This is a genomic window from Phenylobacterium montanum (assembly GCF_018135625.1).
Lineage (GTDB): Bacteria > Pseudomonadota > Alphaproteobacteria > Caulobacterales > Caulobacteraceae > Poindextera > Poindextera montana.
This window is the reverse complement of the sequence record NZ_CP073078.1, coordinates 3,386,999-3,409,438: the sequence shown is the minus strand read 5'-3', so window position 1 is coordinate 3,409,438 and position 22,440 is coordinate 3,386,999. Positions and strand designations below refer to the sequence as shown.

At 69.4% G+C, this 22,440-nt stretch carries 20 protein-coding genes; 11 read left to right on the top strand and 9 right to left on the bottom strand.

Features of this window, described 5'->3' with window-relative positions; all coding sequences use genetic code 11:
- Positions 1-32 precede the first annotated feature (32 nt).
- Complete coding sequence (locus KCG34_RS15325; protein WP_211936512.1) at positions 33-896, top strand: LysR family transcriptional regulator; 864 nt, start codon at positions 33-35, stop codon at positions 894-896.
- 4 nt (positions 897-900) lie between these two features.
- On the opposite strand, the gene KCG34_RS15320 is transcribed toward KCG34_RS15325, so the two are convergent.
- Both KCG34_RS15320 and KCG34_RS15315 read right to left on the bottom strand, forming a co-directional pair.
- Entirely contained in the window at positions 901-1,782 is an 882-nt protein-coding gene (locus tag KCG34_RS15320; RefSeq protein WP_211936511.1) for a dienelactone hydrolase family protein, read from the bottom strand.
- A 66-nt stretch (positions 1,783-1,848) separates the two neighbouring features.
- Positions 1,849-2,427 carry an alpha-ketoglutarate-dependent dioxygenase AlkB gene (locus KCG34_RS15315; protein WP_249138038.1) on the bottom strand — a complete coding sequence of 193 codons (579 nt, stop codon included), beginning with the start codon at positions 2,425-2,427 and terminating at the stop codon, positions 1,849-1,851.
- A gap of 292 nt (positions 2,428-2,719) precedes the next feature.
- On the opposite strand from KCG34_RS15315, the gene dnaK reads away from it, so the two are divergent.
- Together dnaK and dnaJ are read left to right on the top strand one after the other, a co-directional pair.
- On the top strand, positions 2,720-4,615 hold the full coding sequence (gene dnaK / locus KCG34_RS15310; RefSeq protein WP_211936509.1) for a molecular chaperone DnaK: 1,896 nt from the start codon (positions 2,720-2,722) through the stop codon (positions 4,613-4,615).
- Between the two features lie 137 nt (positions 4,616-4,752).
- Entirely contained in the window at positions 4,753-5,931 is a 1,179-nt protein-coding gene (dnaJ, locus tag KCG34_RS15305; RefSeq protein WP_211936508.1) for a molecular chaperone DnaJ, read from the top strand.
- Between the two features lies 1 nt (position 5,932).
- On the opposite strand, the gene KCG34_RS15300 is transcribed toward dnaJ, so the two are convergent.
- A complete protein-coding gene (locus KCG34_RS15300; protein ID WP_211936507.1) occupies positions 5,933-7,384 on the bottom strand; it encodes an amidase in 1,452 nt (483 codons plus the stop codon).
- An 89-nt stretch (positions 7,385-7,473) separates the two neighbouring features.
- On the opposite strand from KCG34_RS15300, the gene KCG34_RS15295 reads away from it, so the two are divergent.
- Entirely contained in the window at positions 7,474-8,307 is an 834-nt protein-coding gene (locus tag KCG34_RS15295; protein WP_211936506.1) for an AraC family transcriptional regulator, read from the top strand.
- A gap of 9 nt (positions 8,308-8,316) precedes the next feature.
- Here the strand turns inward: KCG34_RS15295 and KCG34_RS15290 are convergent, their stop codons facing one another.
- Positions 8,317-8,850 carry a GNAT family N-acetyltransferase gene (locus tag KCG34_RS15290; RefSeq protein ID WP_211936505.1) on the bottom strand — a complete coding sequence of 178 codons (534 nt, stop codon included), beginning with the start codon at positions 8,848-8,850 and terminating at the stop codon, positions 8,317-8,319.
- 76 nt (positions 8,851-8,926) lie between these two features.
- Between KCG34_RS15290 and mutS the strand changes: the two genes are divergently transcribed.
- Positions 8,927-11,626, top strand: a complete 2,700-nt coding sequence (mutS, locus tag KCG34_RS15285) for a DNA mismatch repair protein MutS (protein ID WP_211936504.1) — start codon at positions 8,927-8,929, stop codon at positions 11,624-11,626.
- Between the two features lie 12 nt (positions 11,627-11,638).
- Here the strand turns inward: mutS and KCG34_RS15280 are convergent, their stop codons facing one another.
- Positions 11,639-12,010 (bottom strand): glycine zipper 2TM domain-containing protein, encoded by a 372-nt coding sequence (locus KCG34_RS15280; RefSeq protein WP_211936503.1) that lies wholly within the window; start codon positions 12,008-12,010, stop codon positions 11,639-11,641.
- A 240-nt stretch (positions 12,011-12,250) separates the two neighbouring features.
- Here KCG34_RS15280 and KCG34_RS15275 point away from each other — a divergent pair, with 240 nt between their 5' ends.
- Positions 12,251-12,925, top strand: coding sequence for a dioxygenase family protein (locus KCG34_RS15275; RefSeq protein ID WP_211936502.1), 675 nt, complete (start codon positions 12,251-12,253; stop codon positions 12,923-12,925).
- Between the two features lie 34 nt (positions 12,926-12,959).
- Here the strand turns inward: KCG34_RS15275 and KCG34_RS15270 are convergent, their stop codons facing one another.
- Positions 12,960-13,742, bottom strand: a complete 783-nt coding sequence (locus KCG34_RS15270) for a C1 family peptidase (protein ID WP_211936501.1) — start codon at positions 13,740-13,742, stop codon at positions 12,960-12,962.
- A gap of 239 nt (positions 13,743-13,981) precedes the next feature.
- On the bottom strand, positions 13,982-14,488 hold the full coding sequence (locus tag KCG34_RS15265) for a lipocalin-like domain-containing protein (RefSeq protein ID WP_211936500.1): 507 nt from the start codon (positions 14,486-14,488) through the stop codon (positions 13,982-13,984).
- A 94-nt stretch (positions 14,489-14,582) separates the two neighbouring features.
- Between KCG34_RS15265 and KCG34_RS15260 the strand changes: the two genes are divergently transcribed.
- The 4 genes from KCG34_RS15260 (at position 14,583) to KCG34_RS15245 (ending at position 19,388) form a co-directional block, all read left to right on the top strand.
- A complete protein-coding gene (locus KCG34_RS15260) occupies positions 14,583-15,464 on the top strand; it encodes a LysR substrate-binding domain-containing protein (protein WP_211936499.1) in 882 nt (293 codons plus the stop codon).
- 77 nt (positions 15,465-15,541) lie between these two features.
- Positions 15,542-15,832 carry an autorepressor SdpR family transcription factor gene (locus KCG34_RS15255; RefSeq protein ID WP_211936498.1) on the top strand — a complete coding sequence of 97 codons (291 nt, stop codon included), beginning with the start codon at positions 15,542-15,544 and terminating at the stop codon, positions 15,830-15,832.
- On the top strand, positions 15,829-16,491 hold the full coding sequence (locus tag KCG34_RS15250; RefSeq protein ID WP_211936497.1) for an SdpI family protein: 663 nt from the start codon (positions 15,829-15,831) through the stop codon (positions 16,489-16,491). The genes KCG34_RS15255 and KCG34_RS15250 overlap by 4 nt, the downstream gene beginning before the upstream one ends.
- Positions 16,492-16,550: 59 nt before the next feature.
- Positions 16,551-19,388 (top strand): [protein-PII] uridylyltransferase, encoded by a 2,838-nt coding sequence (locus KCG34_RS15245; RefSeq protein WP_211936496.1) that lies wholly within the window; start codon positions 16,551-16,553, stop codon positions 19,386-19,388.
- Between the two features lie 10 nt (positions 19,389-19,398).
- On the opposite strand, the gene KCG34_RS15240 is transcribed toward KCG34_RS15245, so the two are convergent.
- Positions 19,399-21,186 (bottom strand): ATP-binding protein, encoded by a 1,788-nt coding sequence (locus tag KCG34_RS15240; RefSeq protein ID WP_211936495.1) that lies wholly within the window; start codon positions 21,184-21,186, stop codon positions 19,399-19,401.
- A 143-nt stretch (positions 21,187-21,329) separates the two neighbouring features.
- Between KCG34_RS15240 and KCG34_RS15235 the strand changes: the two genes are divergently transcribed.
- Positions 21,330-21,710: a c-type cytochrome gene (locus tag KCG34_RS15235; protein ID WP_211936494.1), complete on the top strand. Its 381-nt coding sequence runs from the start codon at positions 21,330-21,332 to the stop codon at positions 21,708-21,710.
- A gap of 13 nt (positions 21,711-21,723) precedes the next feature.
- Here KCG34_RS15235 and KCG34_RS15230 read toward each other — a convergent pair whose 3' ends face one another.
- Positions 21,724-22,353, bottom strand: coding sequence for a CAP domain-containing protein (locus KCG34_RS15230; protein ID WP_211936493.1), 630 nt, complete (start codon positions 22,351-22,353; stop codon positions 21,724-21,726).
- Positions 22,354-22,440 lie beyond the last annotated feature (87 nt).

Genomic DNA, 22,440 nt, shown 5'->3' with positions numbered 1-22,440 from the left:
ATATCCATGCATTTATGTTTGAATGCGACCCCATGGAATGGAGCGACCTGCGGATATTCCTGGCCATCGCCCGTGGAGGCACGCTGGGCGCGGCGGCCCGGCTGGTCGGCCAGACCCAGCCGACCATGGGCCGGCGGCTGCGCGCCCTGGAACTAGCCCTGGGCTGCGCCCTGTTCCAGCGGACCCGCGACGGGTTCGTTCTGACCGACGAGGGCCAGGCTGTGCTGGCGCATGCCGAGCGCATGGAGGAGGAAGCGCTGGCGCTGGGCCGCGAATTGGCCGGGTCTGACGCTGCGCTCGACGGCGTCCTGAGGATATCCTGCTCGGACTGGTTCGGCGTGACCGTTCTGGCGCCGGTGCTGGCCGAATTCGGCGGCCTTCATTCGCGGGTCGTGGTGGAGTTGCTGACCGATTCGCGGCTCTACAGCCTCCCGCGCCGGGAAGCGGACATCGCCTTCCGCATTACGCCGTTCGACGAGACCGAAGTCGTCTCCAGGCGACTGCTGCACATCCCCTACGCCGCCTATCTGCCGGCCGGCACCCCCCAGCCCGCGCCAGGTGATGGGGCCGGCTGTCGCCTTGTCGTAATGGATAGCGCTTTCGGCGGCATGCCCGACGTCACCTGGATCGGGCGTATGCTGCCCAACGCCATTGTCGCCGCCCGCAGCAACAACCGCGAGGTCCAGGCGCGGCTCTGCGCCCTCGGCGGCGGCCTTGCAGTGCTGCCGCGGCCGCTCGGCGATACGACGCCGGGCCTTGTCCAGGTCGACCTGGGCGAGCCGCCGCCAGGGCGCGACACCTTCGTCGGCTATCACCGCGATTTGCGGCGGCTGCGGCGATTGCGGGCGCTGATGGAACTGGTCGTCGAACGCCTGGCCGGACCGACCCGGCCTTGAGCCCCTACCCCACCCCGTTCTTCTTGAAGTGGGCCAGCATGCGGTCCCAGGCGTCCTTGGCGTCGGCGGCGTTGTAGCTGGCGCGGTAGTCGGCGTGGAAGCCGTGCTGGGCGTCGGGATAGACGATCATGAGGCTGCCCTGCTTGTGGTTGACCTCCAGCGCCTTGCGCATGGCCTGGATCTCCTCGGTCGGTATGCCCTTGTCGAGGCCGCCGTAGAGGCCCAGCACCGGGGCTTTCAGGTCCGCGACGTGCTCTAGCGGCCAGATGCGGCTGAGGTCGGGCAGGGAGTCCTTGGCCGGCGCCATGTGCCCGTACCAGGCGGCGCCGGCCTTGAGTTCGGGGAAGGTCTCGCAGGCGTTCCACACCACCTTGCCGCCCCAGCAGAAACCGGTGATGGCCATGTGGCCGGCGTCGGCATAGGGCGCGCCTTGCAGGAACTTGATCGCCGCGCCCACGTCGCCCATCACCTGCTTGTCCGAGGCGGCGGCGACGATCTTCATGATCGCGCCCATGTCGCTCAAGGGCGCCGGATCGGCTGTGCGGATGAAGAAGGCCGGGGCGATGGCCACATAGCCCAGCTTGGCCAGGCGCCGGCAGATGTCCTTGATGTAGTCGTGCACGCCGAAGATCTCGGAGGCGACGATCACCGCCGGGTGTCTGCCGGGGGCGTCGGGCCGGGCCAGATAGGCCGGCAACGGCCGGTCGGGGCTGGGGATCATCACCGTCTCGGTTTTCAGCCCCTGCTCGTCGGTATGGATCGGCTCGGCGTCGGCGGCGAGGGCCGCGACCGCATAGCCGGAGAAAAAGGTCGCGCCCACCAGGCCACGGCGCGACAGGTGGAAGTCTTCGGGTCGGGAGCCGTCGGGGCGGGTCAGGAGGGTCATGGGCTTTCCTCGCGTGGTTGCGGCATCCTGAAGCCGAACGCGCCGCGCTGTCAAAAAGCTCAGCCGCTAAGCCGCCGCGCGCCGGAGCGTCAGGTTGATGCGCCCGCCGCCGGGGACCAGCCGCGAGGAGCCGGCCAGGATGCGGTCCACCCCGTGGAAGAAGCGGCGCGCGGCGCCGTCCAGCACGCAGATGTCGCCCGAGCTCAGCCGCACCGTCTTCGACGCATCGCCCCGCGCCGCCCCGCCCAGGCGGAACACCGCCACATCGCCCAGCGAAATCGACAGCACCGGCGCGGCCATGTTCGCCTCGTCCGCGTCCTGGTGCAGCCCCATCTTCGCGTCGCCGCGATAGAGGTTGATCAGGCAGGAATCCGGCACGGTCGAATAGCCGGCATGGCGCGACCAGAGGGCCAACAGCGCCTCGGGCATCGCCGGCCAGGGGCGCCCGGTGACAGGATGCAGCGGCTCATAGCGATAGCCCTTGGCGTCGGTGATCCAGCCCAAGGGGCCGAAACTCGATTGTTCGACCGACATCGGCTTTCCCCAAGGCGTCATGGGCCGATAGGGCGGGGCTTCCTCCAGCGCCGTCATGACGCAGGCCAGGAGGCGCGCCTGCGCCTCTGCGTCCAGCGCTCCCGGGATCATGCGAAAACCATTGCTCTCCATGGACTTGATATAAATCAGCCCCCTTGTGCGCGCCACCGCCGCCCTGGCGGCTTTCGGCCCCGAAAGCCCCTTGCGGCGGGCGTTTTGGCGCCCATCTAGTCCACAACGCCGGGCTTTCCCTCAACGTAAAGCCTAGCTAAGGAAACGGGTCCTGCGCTAAGCGGGGTCCCGAATTCCGATTTGTAGGACCGAACCCCCGTGGGGACGGACATATGCGGCGCTCGTGGAGGCCGCGGGTCCGCCCGCCAGAAAAGAGAGTTTGAGCGACGCGATGAGCAAAATTATCGGCATCGACCTCGGCACGACCAATTCGTGCGTGGCCATCATGGACGGCAAATCGCCCAAGGTGATCGAGAACGCCGAGGGCGTACGCACCACCCCCTCGGTGGTCGGCGTGCAGGACGACGGCGAGCGCCTCGTAGGCCAGCCCGCCAAGCGCCAGGCGGTGACCAATCCCGCCAACACCTTCTTCGCCATCAAGCGCCTGATCGGCCGCAACTTCGACGATCCCGTGGTGGCCAAGGACAAGGGCATGGTGCCCTATGAGATCGTCAAGGGTCCGAACGGCGACGCCTGGGTGCGCGCCCACGGCAAGGACTATTCGCCCCAGCAGATCTCGGCCTTCATCCTGCAGAAGATCAAGCAGGACGCCGAGGCGCACCTGGGCGAAAAGGTCGAGAAGGCCGTCATCACCGTCCCCGCCTATTTCAACGACGCCCAGCGCCAGGCGACCAAGGACGCCGGCAAGATCGCGGGCCTGGAAGTCCTTCGCATCATCAACGAGCCCACCGCGGCGGCCCTGGCCTATGGCCTGGAGAAGAACGACGGCAAGAAGATCGCCGTCTATGACCTCGGCGGCGGCACCTTCGACGTCTCGATCCTGGAGATCGGCGACGGCGTGTTCGAGGTGAAGTCCACCAACGGCGACACCTTCCTGGGCGGCGAGGACTTCGACCTGCGCGTGGTCGACTACCTGGCCGACGAGTTCAAGAAGGAGACCTCGGTCGACCTTCGCAAGGACAAGCTGGCCCTGCAGCGCCTGAAGGAAGAGGCGGAAAAGGCCAAGAAGGAGCTGAGCTCCACCACCCAGTACGAGGTCAACCTGCCGTTCATCTCGATGAACGCCTCCGGCCCGCTGCACCTGAATATCAAGCTCTCCCGCGCCAAGCTGGAAGCCCTGGTCGAGGACCTGGTGGCCAAGACCATCGGCCCCTGCGAGCAGGCGCTGAAGGATGCGGGCCTGAAGAAGAGCGACATCGACGAAGTGGTCCTGGTCGGCGGCATGACCCGCATGCCCAAGGTCGTCGAGGCGGTGAAGACCTTCTTCGGCCGCGAGCCGCACAAGGGCGTCAACCCGGACGAAGTCGTGGCCCTGGGCGCCGCGGTGCAGGGCGGCGTGCTGCAAGGCGACGTCAAGGACGTGCTCTTGCTGGATGTCACCCCCCTGACCCTCGGCATCGAGACCCTGGGCGGCGTCTTCACGCCCCTGATCGAGCGCAATACGACCATCCCGACCAAGCGCTCGCAGACCTTCTCAACGGCCGACGACAACCAGTCGGCGGTGACCATCCGGGTGTTCCAGGGCGAACGGCCCATGGCCCAGGACAACAAGCTGCTTGGCCAGTTCGACCTCGTGGGCATCCCGCCCGCCCCGCGCGGCGTGCCGCAGGTCGAGGTGACCTTCGACATCGACGCTAACGGCATCGTCAATGTCGGCGCCAAGGACAAGGCCACCAACAAGGAACAGTCGATCCGCATCCAGGCCAACGGCGGCCTCTCCGACGCGGACATCGACAAGATGGTCAAGGAAGCCGAGGCCAACAAGGCCGCGGACGAGAAGCGCAAGGCGGCCGTCGAGGCCAAGAACCAGGCCGACGCGGTGGTCCACTCCACCGAGAAGGCCCTGGCGGAGCATGGCGACAAGGTTTCGGCCGAAGAAAAGGGCGCCATCGAAAGCGCCCTGGCCGACCTGAAGTCGGCGCTTGAAGGAGACGACGCCGAGGCGATCTCGGCCAAGACCCAGGCCCTGATCCAGGCTTCGATGAAGCTGGGCGAGGCCATGTACAAGGCCCAGGCCGAAGGCGGCGCTACCGCCGAAGCCAAGCCCGACGATGGCGTTGTCGACGCCGAATTCGAAGAAGTCGACGACGGCCACAAGTCTGCGTGATGATCCGTCGCAGCCCGCCTTCGAACGATCGGTTTGGAGGCGGGTTGCACGGTCGCTCGTTCTCGCCCATGTCCATCGGTGGTTAACGCCGCCGGTCGATAGTTCAGGACGCGATCCAGCAAGGACCCGACGCTTCTATGCAGCGCGACTATTACGAGATCCTCGGCGTGAGCCGCACCTGCAGCGAGGCCGAGCTGAAATCGGCCTTCCGCAAGCAGGCGATGGAGCACCACCCCGACCGCAATGGCGGGTGTGAGCAGGCCGCCGGGCGTTTCAAGGAACTCAACGAAGCCTATTCGGTGCTGTCTGACGCGCAGAAGCGCGCGGCCTACGACCGCTTCGGCCACGCCGGCGTCAACGGCATGAACGGCGGCGGCCCTGGCGGCGGCGCCGGCTTCGCCGACGTGCACGACATCTTCAACGAAGTGTTCGGCCAGGCCTTCGGCGACATGTTCGGCGGCGGCGGGCGCCAGCGCCAGAACGGCCCCGCCCGCGGCCAGGACCTGCGCTACGACCTGGAGATCAGCCTCGAACAGGCCTTCGCCGGCTCAGAGGTCGAGATCAACGTTCCCGCGGCCATGACCTGCGAGCCCTGCGAGGGGACCGGCGCCAAGCCGGGCACCAAGCCGGTGACCTGCAACAGCTGCAACGGCATGGGCCGCGTGCGCGCCAGCCAGGGCTTCTTCTCCATCGAGCGCACCTGCCCGCGCTGCGGCGGCGTCGGCCAGTTGGTGCTGGAGCCCTGCCAGACCTGCCGCGGCAACGGCCAGACCCGGGTCGAGCGCACGCTTTCGGTGCGCATTCCCGCCGGGGTCGACGACGGCGCCCGCATCCGCCTGGCCGGCGAGGGCGACGCCGGGGCTCGCAACGGCCCGCGCGGCGACCTGTACATCTTCCTCTCGGTCAAGCCGCACGAGCTGTTCGAGCGCGACGGCCTGGACCTTCTGTGCAGCGTGCCGGTGCCGATGTGCACCGCGGCCCTGGGCGGCGAAATCGACGCGCCCTGCCTGATGGGCGGTGAGAACTGCGACGGCAATTGCAAGATCAAGGTCAAGGTGCCCGAGGGCGCCCAGACCGGCCGCACGGTGCGGCTGAAGGGCCGCGGCATGCCGTCCCTGCGCTCGCGCGAGCGCGGCGACCTGGTCGTCGAGCTGTTCGTCGAGACGCCGACCGGCCTGACCGCCCGCCAGAAAGAGCTGATGCGCGAATTCGCCGGCCTGTGCAGCGAGCGCCAACACCCGCAATCCGCCGGCTTCTTCAACAAGGCCAAGCGGTTCTGGGACGACATCACCGGAACAGAGGCGCGGGCGTCGTAGCTCACCACCCCGGCGGCCTTTGAAAGCCGCCGATGACTTTCTCCAGCAGGCTGGCGCACCTCAGGCAGGTCCGGTCCTCCAGGAACGGACCGACCACCTGTACGCCGATCGGCAGACCTGCCGCATCCAGGCCGACGGGCAGGCAGGTCGCCGGATTGCCGGTGGTCGAAGCCAGGACGCACCAGAGCGGCAGGCTGAAATAGGAGACCCGCGTCCCGTCGATCAGGATCGTGCCGCCCTCGTCCTCGGGCGCGCGATGGCGGAAGGCGGCGACCGGCATGGAGGGGCAGAGCACCACGTCGAAATCGCCGAACAGCTCAGTGAAGGCCCGGGCGAAGCCGGCCCGCTGGCGGTCGGCGGCGATCCAGTCGCGGTGGCTGAGGGCGCGGCCGCGCAGGCCCGCCGCCTCGACGCCCCGCACGTCCGCGGGCAGGCCCGCAGCCGCCGCCTGGGCCCCGGCGAAGGCCTCCGCTGGCATGTCGGCCGAGATCTGGCTTATCAGCAGGGTCATGAACAGTTCGCTCAGGGCGGAAAGGTCCGGCAAGAGCTTCGAGTCCCGCACTACACGACAGCCTTCCCGCTCCAGCGCGCCCGCGACCTCATGCAGCCGGGCGCGGATGCCCGGCTCGGTGGGCAGCAGGGGGTGGGCGTCCACGACCAGCACGCGGTAGTCGCCGAGCCGCTCATGCCGCGGCGGCGGCAGGGCGAGCCGATAGCCCACCGCCTCGCGCTCGTCCGAGCCGGCGGTCGCATCCAGGGCCAGGGCGAGGTCGCGGGCGCTGCGGGCCATGGGGCCGACCACCGCCAGGTCGATCGCCGGGGCTGGCGAAAAGGCCGGTGCGCCGGGCGGAGCGAAGCCGCGCTGGGGGACCAGGCCATGGCTCGGCTTGTGCGCGAACACCCCGCAGAAGGCCGCGGGCGCGCGCAGCGAGGCGGCCAGGTCCGAACCGAACTCCAGCGACGTGAACCCGGCCGCGAGCGCCGCCGCCCCGCCGCCGGAGGAGCCGCCCGGCGTGCGTTCCAGATCCCACGGGTTGCGGGTCAGGCCATAGACGGGATTGGCGGTCTGCCAGTCGCTGAGCATGGTCGGAGCGTTGGTCTTGCCGAGGACCACCGCCCCGGCCGCCTTCAGCCGCCGCACCCCCACCGCGTCCTCCGGCACGGGCAGGCCCTCGGTCCCCGGCAGGCCCCAGGTGGTCGGCAGGCCCGCGATGTTGAACCCCTCCTTGACCGTCATCGGCAGGCCGAGCAGCGGGCGGCGCTCGCCGCGGGCCCTGGCCGCGTCGGCGGCGCCGGCGGCCTCCAGGGCGCGCTCGAAGTCGCGCACCACCACGGCGTTGATCTCGCCGTCCCGCGCCTCGATGCGGGCGATGGCGGCCTCGGCCAGCTCCATCGCCGAGACGCGGCCCGCCTCCAGCTCGGCCAGGGTGTCGTGGGCGTCCAGGTAGTCCATTGCTTGCTCCCTCGGTTGTCGCGGGCACGCTAGCCGCGGGGATCGGGCCGTGCTTGATCGCGGTTGCGCCCTGCTGTTCGAAAGCCGTCATGTCCCTGGTCAACCGCGCGCTCTGGATCATCGACCGCAATCTGGGCGGCGAACTGACCCTGCCCGGTCTCGCCGAAACCCTGGGCGTTGGCCGCCATCACCTGGCCCACGCCTTCGCCGCCGCGACCGGCCTGCCGGTGATGGCCTATGTGCGCCGCCGGCGGCTCTCGGAAGCCGCCGAAGCCCTGGCCCGCGGCGCCGGTGACATCCTCGATCTGGCCCTGGAGAGCGGCTACGGCTCGCACGAGGCCTTCACCCGAGCCTTCAAGGCCGAGTTTGGCCAGGCCCCGCAGGGCGTGCGCGAGGCCGGCTCGACGGGCGCCCTGCCCCTGTTGGCGCCACTGCAATGGATCGAAGCGCCCGCCTGGCCGCTGACGGCGCCGCGCCTGATCCCCTCGCGTCCGATCAATGCCGCGGGCCTCAGCGGCGTCTTCGCCTTCGACGCCACCGAGGCCATTCCAACGCTGTGGCGGCGCTTCATGCCCGAGTTCGCCGCCATGCCGAACCGCACCGCGCTGATCCCCGTGGGCGTGGTTTCGACCCCGACCGAGGAGGGCGCCTTCGCCTATCTCTGTGCGGCGGAGGTCGAAAGCTTCCGGGGCGTTCCGGCGCATATCGAATGCTGGCCGATCCCGGCCGCGACCTACGCCGTCTTCGACCACGCCCAACACGTCTCGGCCTTGAACCGCACCTACGCCGCCATCTGGAACGGCGGCCTCGCCGATTTCGGCCTCACCCCGGCCGAAGCCGCGGGCCTCGAACGCCACGGGAGGAACTTTGACCCGGCGACCGGGCTTGGGGGGATGGAGGTGTGGATTGCGGTGGACACCTAGGCGTGTCGCTTACCGCCGCGCCAGCGTCCCGATGTCCGGCCAGCGATAGGCCACCGCCGGCACCGCCCCGCCGGCGACCTGTTCGGCGCGGGTCTCTTGCGCCACGCCGCCCAGGCGTTCGTAGAAGGCGCGGGCGCGGCTGTTTTCGCGCAGGACCCAGACCACTAGCGAGCGGGCGCCCTCGTCGGCCAGGGCGCGGGCGACGCCGACCAGCAGCGCGCGGCCGAGGCCGCTCCCCTGCGCCGCCTTCAGCACATAGAGGGTGGTGACCTCGCCCTCGTATTCGCCGCCGCGGCGCGACCACTGGCCCGAGGCATAGCCCACCAGCCCGTCCGGCCCCTCGGCCGCCAGGGTGATCTCGTTCATCCGCATCAGCCGCGCGCGCCAGCGGCGGGCGTGCAGCGGCGCGCTCATCCGCTCCAGATAGCCGCGGGGCAGGATCCCGGGATAGGTCTCGCGCCAGGCCTGCACGTGCACGCGCGCCAGTTCGGCCGCGTCCGAGGGGCCGGCGGGGACGATGGCGATGGCCAGTTCGCTCTGCATCCTGTGACCCTTGGGCGTGGGGAAACCTTCGTCAAGGGCTGACGCGACTCAGGCGGCTTCTGTAGGCTGGACAGCGATGAACGCCGCCACCCCGCCCGACGCCGCCCTCGCCATCCCCGCCGACGCCACGCCGGTGATGGCCCAGTTCTTCGAAGCCAAGGCGCGCCAGCCGGACGCCCTGGTGTTCTTCCGCATGGGCGACTTCTACGAGCTGTTCTTCGAGGACGCCCAGAAGGCCGCCGCCGCCCTCGGCATCGCCCTGACCGCCCGCGGGACCCACGCCGGCGAGCCGATCCCCATGGCCGGGGTGCCGGTGCATGCGGCTGAGGCCTATCTGGCCAAGCTGATCCGCGCCGGCTTCAAGGTCGCGGTCTGCGAGCAGATGGAGGACCCGGCCGAGGCTCGCAAGCGCGGCTCGAAGTCGATCGTCCGTCGCGACGTGGTGCGGGTGGTCACCCCCGGCACCCTGACCGAGGACGGCCTTCTGGACGCCCGCGGGGCCAATCGCCTGGCGGCCATCGCCGTGCGCGCTGGCCAGGCGGCGGTGGCCAGCGTCGAGCTGTCCACCGGCGAGGTCGAGGTGGTGGCAGGTTCGAAGGATGGAGTGGCCGCAGCCCTGGCCGCCCTCCAGCCCTCCGAAATCCTGGTGCCCGACCGGCTGTTCGCCGACGAGGGCCTGTCCGCGGCCCTGAAGGCGGTCGGCGGGCTGATCCAGCCCATGGCCAGCGCCCTGGCCGAGCCCTCCGCCGCCGAGGCGCGGCTGAAGCGGCTCTATGGCGTCTCCACCCTGGACGGCTTCGGCGACATCGGCGGAGCCGAGATCTCGGCGCTGGGCCTGATCGCGGCGCACCTGGAGACCACCCAGGCCGGCAAGGTCCCGGTGCTGAACGCTCCCCGCCGGGCCGGCGAGGCTGACGCCATGGCGATCGACCCGGCCACCCGCGCCAGCCTGGAGATCGACCGCACCCAATCGGGCGGCCGCGAGGGCTCACTCTTGGCCGCCATCGATCGCACCCTGACCTCGGGCGGCGCGCGCCTGCTGGCCAGCCGCCTCAGCCGGCCCCTGCTCGATCCTGCGCGGATCGAGGCGCGGCTGGATGCGGTGGAATGGATGCTGGAGCGCCGCGACCTGCGCCGGCGCCTGCGCGAGGGCCTGAAAGGCGCCGGCGACATGGCCCGGGCGCTGTCGCGCCTGGCCCTGGGCCGCGGCGGCCCGCGCGACCTCGGCGTGCTGCGCGCCGGTCTTGCCTGCGGCGAGACCACCGCCGCCCTGGTCGCCGCCGAGCGGGACCTGGCCGGCGGCGCGCCGCTGGAGATCGCCGAGGCGGCGATCGCCCTGACCCCCTCGGCCCATCCGGCGCTGGCGGCGTTCCTGGCGCTGCTGAACCAGGGCCTCGGCGCCGACCTGCCGGCCCTGGCGCGCGACGGCGGTTTCGTCGCGCCCGAGGTCCGGCCCGAACTCGACCAGGTGCGCCTCCTGCGCGACGACAGCCGCCGGGTGATCGCCCAGCTGGAGGGCCGGCTGCAGGCCGAGACCAGCCTGCCGCTGAAGATCAAGCACAACGCCGTCCTGGGTTACTTTGTCGAGATTTCGGCGGCCAAGGCCGACCCGCTGTTTCAGGCGCCGTTCAACACGACCTTCATCCACCGCCAGACCCTGGCCAGCCAGACCCGCTTCACCACCGTCGAGCTGGCTGAGCTGGACGCCCGCATCGCCCAGGCGGCCGAGCGGGTCCTGGCCATCGAGGTCGAGACCTTCGAGGCCTGGCGCGCCGAGGCCGTGGGCCTGGCCGCCGAGATCCAGGCCGCCGCCGAGAGCCTGGCGCGCCTGGACGTCGCCGCGGGCCTCGCTGAATGGGCCGAGGACGCCCAGGCCACGCGGCCCATCATCGACCGCTCGCTGGACTTCGACGCCGAGGCGGCCCGCCACCCGGTGGTCGAGGCCGCCACCCGCCGCGAGGGAAAGCCCTATACCCCAAACGACTGCCGCCTGGACGGGGCGGGCGCCGCGATCGGACCGCGCCTGGCCATCGTCACTGGCCCCAACATGGCCGGTAAATCCACATTCCTGCGCCAGAACGCGCTTTTGGCCATCCTGGCCCAGGCCGGCTCGTTCGTGCCGGCGCGACGGCTGAAGCTGGGGGTGGTCGATCGCCTGTTCAGCCGGGTGGGCGCCGCCGACGACCTTTCGCGCGGCCGCTCGACCTTCATGGCCGAGATGGTCGAGACCGCCGCCATCCTGACCCAGGCCACCCCGCGCTCGTTCGTGATCCTGGACGAGATCGGCCGCGGCACCGCCACCTATGACGGCCTGGCCATAGCCTGGGCCTGCGCCGAGGCCCTGCACGACGTCAACCGCTGCCGCGCCCTGTTCGCCACCCACTATCACGAGTTGGCCCGGCTGGAGGGGCGCCTGGCCCATGTCGGCAACCTCTCCATGCGCGCCAAGGAGTGGAACGGCGACCTCGTTTTCCTGCACGAGGCCGGCCCCGGCCCCGCCGATCGTTCCTACGGCGTCCAGGTGGCCAAGCTGGCCGGCGTGCCGCCCGCGGTGGTGGCGAGGGCCCGCGAGGTGCTCGACCGCCTGGAAAGCCAGACTGCTTCGCCAGCGAGATTGGACGACCTGCCCTTGTTCGCCGCTACCGCCCCGACGCCCGTGGCCCATGCCGCGGAACCCAGCAAGGTGGAGGCGGCGCTAGGCGACCTCGACCTCGACGGCATGAGCCCGCGCGAGGCGATGGACGCGCTCTATCGGCTGAAGGGGATGATGGGCTGAAGGCCTCGGGCCCTAGCGGCAGTGCAGATGGCTGCGGTCGATCTCGCGGCCAAGCAAGGCGCCTCCGGCCGCGCCCAGCACGGTGCCCAAGGTCTTGTCGCCGCGACCTGCCAACTGGTTGCCCACCACGGCGCCGGCGACTGCGCCGATCACCAGGCCGGTGCTGCCATTGGAGCGTCGGCAATAGTAGCGCCCATCCGAACCGCGCCAGATGCGCTCGTCCTGGCTGATCGGCCGAGGATCGACGTAGCGGCCGCGGCTATCATAGATCGCGGCCTCCTTGGCCCGCCGGCCATGAGCCGGAGCCCAGGCCGGCGGGTCGGCCATGGCGATAGTCGGCGCGATGAAGGCGACGAGGCTGGCGATCAGGATCGGTCTGCGCATTCAAGATTCCTGCAAAGGTTGGATCGAACGGCCAACCTATACCGCCGAGCCGGGAATTACAGTCGGGGTCACAGAGCCCGTGAAACGGGGTCGCAAGATGCGCTGAGAGCGGAGCGGCTTGGCCCCACCTGCCTGAACATTATTGACCAACTTTTTCGGCTGGCTTGCCGCGATTTCCCGCGAGCCTAACCTCTACCCGCGCCGGCTGCTCGGGCGGCCGATCAAGGGGGAGGACTTTTGATGTCCAACACGTCCAGACGCGCCTGGCTCATGCAAGCTGCAGCGCTCGGCCTCGGCGCCGGCTTCGTCTCACCGCGCCTCGCATCCGCCGCCACCCTGGAACCCAGCTGGCCCATGGATCTCGGCCCCTTCTACCCCGTGGAGAAGCCGCTGGAGAGCGACGCCGACCTGACCCGCCTGGACGGCCACGCCAAGCGGGCCCAGGGGCAGGTGGTCGAGCTGACCGGGCGGATCCTGGCCCACGACGGGACCCCGGTCCCGAGGGCCAAGATCGAGATCTGGCAGGCCAACAGCTTCGGCCGCTACCACCACCATGGCGACGGTCACGACACCATTCAGCCTGATCCCGACTTCCAGGGCTATGCGCTGCAGGAGGCCGACGATCAGGGCCGCTTCCGTTTTCTGACGGTCAAGCCGGGCGCCTATCCGGCCGGGAGCTTCATGCGCTCGCCTCACGTCCATTTCGACGTCCAGGGGCGCTACACCCGCCTGGTCACCCAGATGTACTATCCGAACGAGCCCTTGCTGGGCCAGGACAAGGTCCTGAAGCACGACCTCTTTGGCCACACCAACCCCATGCCGGCCAACATCTTCGGCGCCCTGACGCCCGGGGGCTCGACCCTGGAGCCGGGCGCGGCGCTGTGCCGGTTCGATATCGTGCTGGGAGACGGGTGAGCGCCGGATCGCCGGCGCGCACCCGCCTGAAAGTTCACGCCGCCTGGGAGATCGCCTGCATCTGGGTCTCGAGTTCGTCGAGGGTCAGGCCGCCCGGGGTGGTGCCCTTGGCCTCGATCCAGTCGGGGTCGGCGATGGCGTAGACCTCGTCGACATACTGGGCGAAGAAGGCCCAGGTCATGGTGTAATACTGGCCCCAGGAGATCACCCGCGCGCCATTGGCGTCATAGCCCGCCAGCACCACGGCATGGCCGCCGACGATGTTGGTGTCGGTGTTCTGCACGTCCCAGATGTCCGGCGGCGGGGCGTTGTCGGGGGTGATGAAGGCCGGCACGTTGAAGCCGATATAGGCCAGGCCGCAGTCGTTGATCGCGCGCTTGACGTCGTCCTGGTTGCGCGGATCGACCTCGACGAAGGCGGTGATCCTGTGCCGAGTCTTGCCCTTGGGCCCCATCGGAGCGCCCTTTTTGAGCAGGTAGGTCAGGACGTGCTGTTCGTTGCCGCCGGGGCCTTCGCCGGGGACGCGCGGATTGTAGCCGCAGGCCTGGATGTAGAGTTTCTCCACATCGTTGTCGCCCTCGGTGTCCATCTTCTGGACGGCGTTGAAGCTCCAGACCTGGATGGCGTGATAGACCGCCGCACAGGTGCAGTCGCCCAGGGTGTCGTTCAGCATCATGCCGAGGTTGCGCGGCATGCCGCTAGTCCAGTCGACTGAGGGTGGCGGCGGGGGAAGGGTCTGGCCGGCGACCAGGGCGCTCATGTGCGGAATGCGGGCGTCGTAGGTGCGATGCAGGCGACCGAGCTTCAGGCGTGACATGACGGCTCTCCCAGGAGCGGGGTTGAACGCGAGGACGCAGAAATCATCGCCAACGGGCGATGGACGCCGGCGGCGAACGGCCGCCATTAGCCGCCATGATCAAGCTGAGCTGATCAGGCGTTGAATTATCTTCACGCTTATACCGCAAATTAGCCAAGTCTATTGTGACGAAAGCCACTCAACGACCGGAACTGTCAGTAGCAAATATATCTTGAAACTGTAGAGCTTGTTTTTAGTGCTCAATCAGGACGGACTCGCCACCACTCCACTTCTCCGACCGCTCCGGCTCCGCTAGTCGGCGCCGGCACGCGATAAGTCAGCCTGTCGCCCTGCAGGCTGAAGTCGCGCGCCTGGACCTGGCCCTCCCAGTTGGGAAAGGAGGCGCGCTCGATGCGGAAGGTCAGCACCTTTCCGACGATCTCATAGCGTCCGAAGTGGGCGTTGTAACCGAGGCTGGCGGCCCGATACTCCTCGGCCGTGCCCTTGGCCTTGTCGCCGGCGGCGAAGGCCGGGCGGCCCGGCCGGGCGATCTGGATCGCATAGCGGCCCTGGCCGTCGAACATCAGCGAGCCCTCTGGCGCCGGCCCATAGAGGGCGGTGCGGGTCCCGTCCGGTGCGATGTTGTCGGCCCGCACCAGGGTCCAGGCGCCGGCAAGGTCCGGCCCGGCCGCGTGGGCGGCGACAGGCGCGGTGGCGAAGGCCAAGGCCAGGGCGGCGGCGATCCGACGGGTTGGACGAACGGGCATGGCGAAAGCTCCTCGGTGCAAGGCGCATGGACCCTAGCGGCGATTTTCAATAAGAAAATCGCGTTGTTCTTATATATCCATTCGGAAAATCGGCATGATTTCGTCCGCCAACCTCGACATGGACGCCCTCCGGACCCTGGTCGCCGCCCAGGATCTCGGCGGGCTGAACCGCGCCGCCGGCCGGGTCGGGCGCTCGCAATCGGCGGTCAGCCAGCAGCTGAAGAAGCTGCAGGACCAGGTGGGCGAGCCCTTGTTCCGCAAGGAGGGCCGCGGCTTGGCCCTGACCGAGGCCGGGGCGGCGATGGTCTCCTACGCCCGCCGCATCCTGGCCCTGAACGATGAGGCGGTGATGGCGGCGCGGGGCTCCGGGGTGGAGGGCGTGGTCCGTTTCGGCATGGCCGGCGATTTCGCCGAGACCTGGCTGCCGGCGGTGCTGGGCCGCTTCCGGCGCGCTCACCCCGAGGCCCGGATCGAGGCCCTGGTCGACCGCAACCGCGCCCTGCTGGAGCGGTTGGACCGGGGCGAGCTTGACCTGGCCCTGGTTCTGGGTGTGACCACGAGGCCGGACGCGGAGCGCCTCGCCACCCTGCCCATGCGCTGGATCGGGCCGGCCGACCTCGCCGCGATCACCGCGCCCCTGGCCCTGGCGGTCTATCACGAGCCCTGCTTCTTCCGACGGGCGGCGATCGAGGTCCTGGACCGGGCCGGCCTCGCCTGGCGCGTGGCCTTCACCACCTCCAGCCTGGCCAGCCTGTGGGCGGGGGTCTCGGCCGGGCTCGGCGTGACCCTGAGGCTGGAGCCTGGGTTGCCCGACAGCCTCGCCGTCGTCGCCCCCCAACTCGGACTGCCGCCCGCGCAGACTGTCGAGGTCAGCCTGGTCTGGACAAGCGGCGCGCGATCCGCCGCCGCCCGCCGCCTGGCTGAAATCCTGTCCGAGACCGCGCGGAGCGAACTTGCGATGGCCCAGGCGGCGTAATTCGTGAACCGCCGAAATAGTCTTGTCCGGACCTGGCGGTTCTATTATTCGTAATTTAGCGAAATACGGAATTTCCCTTGTCCGAAGTCTACAGAGCCCTGGCCGACCCAACCCGCCGCCGCATCCTGCAATTGCTGCGGACGCGGGCCATGACCGCGGGTGAACTGGCCGCGCAGTTCGACCTGGCCAAGCCCACCCTGTCCGGCCATTTCGCCGTGCTGAAGCAGGCCGGCCTGATCGACCCGGAGCGCTCGGGAACCACCATCACCTATCGCTTGAACCTCTCGGTGCTGGAAGAAGCCTTGATGGCGCTGATGGAGGGTTTCGGCCTCGGACGCCCCACATCCACTGACGGAGACCGGCGATGAAGCTCGCCCCGTTCGCCCTGATCGCGCTTGGCCTGGTGCTGGCCATGGCGGGCCACGCCTGGTGGGCCTGGATGCGACTGCCGCCGGACGCGGTGATCGCCACCCATTTCGGCGCTGACGGCGAGCCCAACGGCTGGATGCCCAAGGCCCAGGGGCTGCTGTTCGGGCCGGTCGTGGGCGCGGGCCTGTGGCTGCTCCTTATGCTCCTTCCCCGGATCTCCCGTCGTCCCGAGGCTATGGCCAAGGCGGCTACACCCTATGGCCTGGCCATGATCGGCGGCTGCGCCATCCTCCTGCTTGGCCAGGCGGCGATCGTCAGCCGCGCCCTGGGCGGACATCTGGATGTCACACGCCTGATGATCCCGGGGGTCGGCGTGCTGCTGGCTGTGCTCGGCAACTACATGGGCAAGGTGCGCCAGAACGAGTTCATGGGCGTGCGAACCCCCTGGACCCTGATGGACGCCGAGGTCTGGGACCGCACCCAGCGCTTCACCGGCCGTTTGATGCTGTTGGGCGGCCTCGGTCTGGTCGCCATCGGCCTGATCCGCCCCGACCCCAAGGCCCTGACACCCCTGGTGCTGGCCTGCGCGGTTGTACCGCCCGTCTCGGGCGCGATTTATTCCTGGGCGATCTCGAAACCGAAGCAGAACCAGGGCTGATCGGACTTGGCCGCGCAACGCACTCGCACAAACCGGCCGGGCCTCGCTATATAGGACCCATGCCTCCTCGCCTTCGCCCGACCCGCATCGAATATGTCGTCGACGGGATCAAGCTTCGCTCGCAACTGACCGCTGCGGCCCTCTCGGCGATCGGCGACGAGGCCGAGCAGCGCCGGCGGGCGCTGGAGATCCTCAAAGCCGCCCTGTTCCGCGGCCGGATGATCGCCAAGGAGCGGCTGGAGAACGGCGCCGGCGGCATCGAGACCGCGCGCCTGCTCTCGGGCGTCACCGACGAGGTGGTCACCGCCCTCTACGACTTCACCACCGTGCATGTGTTCCGCGCCCGCAACCCCACCGAGGGCGAGCGGCTGGCGGTGATGGCGGTGGGTGGCTACGGCCGGGGCACGCTGGCGCCCTTCTCCGACCTCGATCTGTTGTTCCTGCGTCCCTACAAGCAGACGGCGCACGCCGAGAGCGTGATCGAGTTCATGCTCTATGCCCTGTGGGACCTGGGCTTCAAGGTCGGCCACGCCTCGCGCACCGTCGAGGAGTGCGTGAAGCTGTCCAAGGAAGACTTCACCATCCGGACCTCGATCCTGGAGGCGCGGCGGCTGACCGGCGACGAGCAATTGGCCAGCGAGCTGAAGAAGCGGTTCCGCGACGAGGTTATCAAGGGCACCGGCGCCGAGTTCGTCACCGCCAAGCTGAAGGAGCGCGACGAGCGGCAGGCCCGAGCCGGCGCCTCGCGCTACCTGGTCGAGCCCAACATCAAGGAGGGCAAGGGGGGGCTCAGGGATCTCAACACCCTGTTCTGGATCGCCCAGTACCTGCACCCCCTGGACTCGCCCGACCAGGCCCTGAGCCTGGACATGTTCGACCGGCGGGAGGTGCGGGCCTTCATCCGCGCCTTCGATTTCCTGTGGGCGGTGCGCAGCCACCTGCACTTCGTCACCGGCCGGCCGGAGGAGCGGCTGAGCTTCGACCTGCAGCCCGAGATCGCCCGGCGGATGGGCTATTTCGACCGCCCGAGGAAGGACGGCGACAACACGCCTGCGGTCGAACGGTTCATGCGCCGCTATTTCCTGATCGCCCGCGAGGTCGGGGTCCTGACCCGCCAGTTCTGCGCCAAGCTGGAGGCCGACCAGGCCAAGAAGAAGCCGCAGGGCCTTTCCCGCTTCCTGGGCGCCCGGCGCGGCTCGCGCAAGCCATTGGACGTCAAGGGCTTCGCCGAGGACGGCGGTCGACTCACCGTCGACGGGCCGGAGACCTTCGAGCGCGATCCCGTCAACCTCATCCGCCTGTTCGTCGTCGCCGACCGGCGCAACATGGACCTGCACCCGGACGCCTTCACCCTGGTCACCCGGTCCCTGCCGCTGATCACTTCGAAGCTGCGGCGCGACCCGGAGGCGGCCAAGGCCTTCCTGGACGTGCTGGCGCGGGGCAAGCGTACCCTGGCCACCCTGACCCTGATGAACGAGACCGGAGTCCTGGGCCGCTTTATCCCCGAGTTCGGGCACATCGTCGCCCAGATGCAGTTCAACATGTACCACTCGTACACGGTGGACGAGCACACCCTGAGGGCGGTCGGCCTGATCGCCGACATCGCCAGGGGCGACCTTTCGGTCGACCATCCCCTGTCTGTGCAGACCTACCCCCTGATCGAGGACCGCGAGGCCCTGTTCCTGGCCATGCTGCTGCACGACACCGGCAAGGGCGGCGTCGGCGGGCAGGAAAAGGCCGGGGCGCGGGCGGCGCGCCAGGCCTGCGAGCGGCTGGGCCTGGAGCGCGAGCGGATCGAGCTGGTGGCCTGGCTGGTCGAGCATCACCTGGTGATGAGCGATTTCGCTCAAAAGCGCGACGTCGCCGACCCGCATACCGTGACCGCCTTCGCCCGCATCGTCGAGAACCCCGAGCGCCTGCGCCTCTTGCTGGTGCTGACCGTGGCCGACATCCGCGCCGTGGGGCCGGGCGTGTGGAACGGCTGGAAGGGCCAGCTGCTGCGCGAGCTGTTCGGCTCGACCGAGGCCATCTTCCGCGGCGGGCGCGGCGGCGATCCGGCCGCGACCTTCGCCCGCCACCTGCACGCCGAGGCCGGCCAGGCCCGCGCCGCCCTGGTCGCCGCCGACCCGGCCGCAGCCGACTGGGCCGCGGTGATGGAGGACGCCTATTTCACCGGTTTCGAGGCCGCCGACCACCTGGCGCACGCCGCCCTGGCGCGACGAGCGCACGAGGCCGGCGGGGCGGCGGCCAAGGCTCAGATCCGCAGCGATCGCAACGCCGCCGAGATCACCGTCATCGCCCCCGACCGCCGGGGCCTGTTCGCCGACCTGGCCTCGGTGATCGCCGGCTTCGGCGCCAATGTGGTCGGGGCGCGGGCCTTCACCATCCAGGGGGCCGAGGCGCTGGACGTGTTCTATGTCCAGGACGTGGCCGGCCAGGCCTATGGCTGTGAGGCGCCCAGGACCCTGGAACGGCTGGTCGAGGCGCTGGAGGCCGCCGGCCGCGGCGAGACCCATACCGGTGAGCCCAAACGTCCGCGCGACCTCGGCCGCGCCGCCGCCTTCACCATCATCCCGACGGTGACGGTCGACAACGACGCCTCGGAGGACGCCAGCGTGATCGAGGTCTCGGGCCGCGACCGCCCTGGCCTTCTGGGCGCCCTGGCCCACACCCTGACCGACGCGGGCCTTTCGATCCTTTCGGCCCACATCGACAACTACGGTGAGCGGGCCGTGGACGCCTTCTATGTCTGCGGCGAGGACGGCCAGAAGCTGACCGACCCCCGGCGCGTCGCGGGCTTGAAGGCGGTGCTGACCGAAGTCCTGGATCAGGAGTCCGGCGAAGCCCAGGCTGGCCGGCCGCGGCTCTCCCGCGCGCGGGCCAGCGTGGCGCGGTAGAGCGGGGCCGTTAAACCTCGGGCAGGATTTGGGACAGGCCGTAGAGGAACGACTCGGCCGTCATCGGCTTGACGATGACCGTGTCGGCGCCCGCTTCGATCGCGGCCTCCAGGTGAGTCTGCATGGCGTTGGCTGTGACCATGGCGATGGGAATCCGCCCGTTTCCGCGCGCCTGTTCGATCGCGCGAATCTCGCGCACCGCCGTCAGGCCGTCCATGATCGGCATCTGCATGTCCATCAGCACGAAGTCGAACGGCTCGTCGCGCCAGGCCGCCACCGCCTGACGCCCATTTTCGACGATCCGGAAGCCTACCCCGGCAGCCTCCAGAAGGAGCTGGATCACCCGCTGATTCGTCAGGTTGTCCTCGGCGACCAGGGCCATCAGCTGGCTCTGCTGGGCATGATCGGGCGAGGTCCGGCGTTGGTTGGCTTCCGCGCGCGCCGCTTCGGCTTCCGGACTCGCCGGCCGGAGGGGCGCCCTGATGGAGAAGCGGGACCCGTCGCCGGGCGCGGATTGCACCTGGATCGTCGCCCCCATCAGCTCGACCAGCGAGGCGGTGATGGCCAGGCCCAGGCCGGCGCCGCCGAACCGGCGGCTGATCGACTGGTCCGCCTGCTCGAAGCGCTCGAACAAGCGCGCACGAAGAGCTTCGTCGAAGCCGATTCCGGTGTCGCTGACCGAGATGTCGAGATCGGCCTCGCCATTCGCGCCGTCACCGATCACGGCCTCGATCCGCACGGCTCCGGCCTCGGTGAACTTGATCGCGTTCGAGACGAGATTGGCCAGGATCTGTTTCAGCCTGAGTTCGTCGCCGAGAAAGATCCGGTCGGTTTCCGGTGCGACCGCGACCTCGAAGGCCAGGCCCTTGGCTTCCGCCCGCTGGCGGAACAGTTCGCAGACCGAGACCGCCGCCCGGCGCAGATTGAACGGCTCGGAATCGAGCACGATCTTGCCGCTCTCGATCTTGGAGATGTCCAGCAGGTCCGAGAGCAGCACCTCGAGCATTCGCCCGGATTCCGAGATCAGATCGACGAGTTCGCGCTGCTTAGCGTCCAGTCGGGTCGAGGCCAGCATGTCTGCGACAGCGATCACCCCGTTCAGCGGCGTCCTGAGCTCATGGCTCATATTGGCCAGGAAGTCCGACTTGGCCGTGCTGGCCGCCTGGGCCTCAACAGCGAGCGCGCGGTTCGTGGCCGATTCTTTTTCGAGTTCTATCCCCAGGGTTTCGGCCTGTAGCCGGGCTTGCGTCTGCCGGCGGACAGCGCCGTGGATCAGCAGCGAGGCCGCGCTGGCTCCGTAGGCGGAAACAGCGAATACGAAGGCGTAGCGCGCCACGTCCGGCCAATGCCCAACACCGATGAGCAAGACGAGCAGGAGGCCTAGGCTGGCGAACAACACCCGCGGACTGGGACTGGCGATCGCAAAGCCCAGGGCCAAGACCGGCAGGTAGACGAGGTCCTGGGCCGTGTAGGCCAGCTTGAGGCTCAGCAGCAGGCTGGTGGCGAACAGCAGGTTGAGGAGGAAGGCCGACAGCTCCAGCGATCGCCGCGACGGCTGTGGCCGGCGCAGGCGCATGCCGCACCAGGCGCAGACCACAGCGTCGAACAGGGCGTTCGCCGCAAGCACAAGCGCGACCCGCAGCGGGTGGTAGGCGAAGTGAACTGGGGCCAGGGCCGCGAAATAGGCCGCCGCCGTGAAGGCGTAGCCGCGCACCAGCGGCCTGAAGAGTTCCGGCGTATGGCTATCGGCCTGTCGCGACATCGGATGGAGCGCCCCCTCGACAGCGGATGGTCTCATTCGGCGGCTTCAGCGAAAAGCCTCCAACGAAACACGCGAACGAATGATTGACCGCACCGCAATTTTCGACGCGAGGCGGTGAGGGGATGCGGGCTTGTGCTGGATCAATGCACGGCGGGCGCGCGCTCGGCGATGCTCGCGGCATGAAGCGTTTTGCAGGCCTGATGATCGCCGTGGCGGCTTTCGCTTGCGCCGGCCTGGTGCGGAGCGAGCCGGCGGATGTCGCGTTCGGCCGCCGCATCGCCCAGCGCAATTGCGGCGCATGCCACGCCATCGGTGCAGGGCGCAGTCCCAACGCGGCGGCCCCGCCGTTTCGGGACCTTCATCGCCGCTATGGCCCGGGCGGGCTCGACGCGCTGCTCAGCGAGGGCATGCTTGCGCCGGCGGATCGCTCGGAAGAGGGCTCGTCGCGCTATCACCCGCGCATGCCGCACCTCGCGCTCGACGAGGACGAGGTCGCTGCGCTCAAGGCGTTCCTGCACAGCCTGGAGCCTGTACGGAAGAAAGCGGTCGCCGAGCCTTGACGGTCCGGAGCGCCTAGCGTTCCGCCAGGGCGCCGGCGAAATCCACGACGCACATGGTGCGGTACACCCGATGACGGCCGCAGCCGACGCCGGCGACACGATAGCCGGGGTCGAAGATCTCCATGCGGTGGCCGCGGCTGGGCACGCCGTCGTCGATGATCAACTGGCGCACCACCGCCTCGGAGGTGTCGGGGCCGTAGGCGATCACCTCCCCGGCCGAGCTCGGCAGGACGCCGACGGCGCGAATCCGCTGCATCAGGGTCTCGCCATGGGGGCCGACGTGGCCCACCCGGCCAGATGGACCGGTCGCCCCCGCATAGGCTTCGGCGGCCCGCGTCAGACGATCGTTCTGCTCGAGCGGCGGCAGCGGCCTTTGCCGCTCGACATAGGCGATGGCCTCGTCCACCGCGGCGACGCCCTCGACCGTCGCCACGCCGGTCTCGTCGCCCGGCGCATGGACCACGCGGCCCTGAAACCAGCTGCGGTACTCGCGCAGCATGTCCGCATATTCGGCCGGATGGGCCCTGGCCCAGTTGATCCAGGCCAGCACATTGCCCTCGCTGGGGGCGGCCTGGGCGGGGGCCTGGCAGCAGGCGGCGGCCAAGCCGATGGCGGCCGCGAGGGACAGGAGCCTGGCTCTCATGCTCACTCCAGATTACGCGCCCCGCCGCAGGGTCTAGCCTATTGGCCGCGCCCCCGTCCGCCTTGACCTTGTCCCTGCGCCATCGTA

What these genes read in the sequence shown, in the direction of transcription:
- KCG34_RS15245 (WP_211936496.1), top strand. Translation starts at nt 16,551, where the DNA reads ATGCCTCCTCGCCTTCGCCCGACCCGCATCGAATATGTCGTCGACGGG.
- KCG34_RS15265 (WP_211936500.1), bottom strand. Translation starts at nt 14,488, where the DNA reads ATGCCCGTTCGTCCAACCCGTCGGATCGCCGCCGCCCTGGCCTTGGCC.
- KCG34_RS15280 (WP_211936503.1), bottom strand. Translation starts at nt 12,010, where the DNA reads ATGCGCAGACCGATCCTGATCGCCAGCCTCGTCGCCTTCATCGCGCCG.
- KCG34_RS15290 (WP_211936505.1), bottom strand. Translation starts at nt 8,850, where the DNA reads ATGCAGAGCGAACTGGCCATCGCCATCGTCCCCGCCGGCCCCTCGGAC.
- KCG34_RS15315 (WP_249138038.1), bottom strand. Translation starts at nt 2,427, where the DNA reads ATGATCCCGGGAGCGCTGGACGCAGAGGCGCAGGCGCGCCTCCTGGCC.
- mutS (WP_211936504.1), top strand. Translation starts at nt 8,927, where the DNA reads ATGAACGCCGCCACCCCGCCCGACGCCGCCCTCGCCATCCCCGCCGAC.
- KCG34_RS15235 (WP_211936494.1), top strand. Translation starts at nt 21,330, where the DNA reads ATGAAGCGTTTTGCAGGCCTGATGATCGCCGTGGCGGCTTTCGCTTGC.
- KCG34_RS15240 (WP_211936495.1), bottom strand. Translation starts at nt 21,186, where the DNA reads ATGAGACCATCCGCTGTCGAGGGGGCGCTCCATCCGATGTCGCGACAG.
- dnaK (WP_211936509.1), top strand. Translation starts at nt 2,720, where the DNA reads ATGAGCAAAATTATCGGCATCGACCTCGGCACGACCAATTCGTGCGTG.
- KCG34_RS15325 (WP_211936512.1), top strand. Translation starts at nt 33, where the DNA reads ATGGAATGGAGCGACCTGCGGATATTCCTGGCCATCGCCCGTGGAGGC.
- KCG34_RS15270 (WP_211936501.1), bottom strand. Translation starts at nt 13,742, where the DNA reads ATGTCACGCCTGAAGCTCGGTCGCCTGCATCGCACCTACGACGCCCGC.
- KCG34_RS15230 (WP_211936493.1), bottom strand. Translation starts at nt 22,353, where the DNA reads ATGAGAGCCAGGCTCCTGTCCCTCGCGGCCGCCATCGGCTTGGCCGCC.
- KCG34_RS15295 (WP_211936506.1), top strand. Translation starts at nt 7,474, where the DNA reads ATGTCCCTGGTCAACCGCGCGCTCTGGATCATCGACCGCAATCTGGGC.
- KCG34_RS15250 (WP_211936497.1), top strand. Translation starts at nt 15,829, where the DNA reads ATGAAGCTCGCCCCGTTCGCCCTGATCGCGCTTGGCCTGGTGCTGGCC.
- KCG34_RS15275 (WP_211936502.1), top strand. Translation starts at nt 12,251, where the DNA reads ATGTCCAACACGTCCAGACGCGCCTGGCTCATGCAAGCTGCAGCGCTC.
- dnaJ (WP_211936508.1), top strand. Translation starts at nt 4,753, where the DNA reads ATGCAGCGCGACTATTACGAGATCCTCGGCGTGAGCCGCACCTGCAGC.
- KCG34_RS15320 (WP_211936511.1), bottom strand. Translation starts at nt 1,782, where the DNA reads ATGACCCTCCTGACCCGCCCCGACGGCTCCCGACCCGAAGACTTCCAC.
- KCG34_RS15260 (WP_211936499.1), top strand. Translation starts at nt 14,583, where the DNA reads ATGATTTCGTCCGCCAACCTCGACATGGACGCCCTCCGGACCCTGGTC.
- KCG34_RS15300 (WP_211936507.1), bottom strand. Translation starts at nt 7,384, where the DNA reads ATGGACTACCTGGACGCCCACGACACCCTGGCCGAGCTGGAGGCGGGC.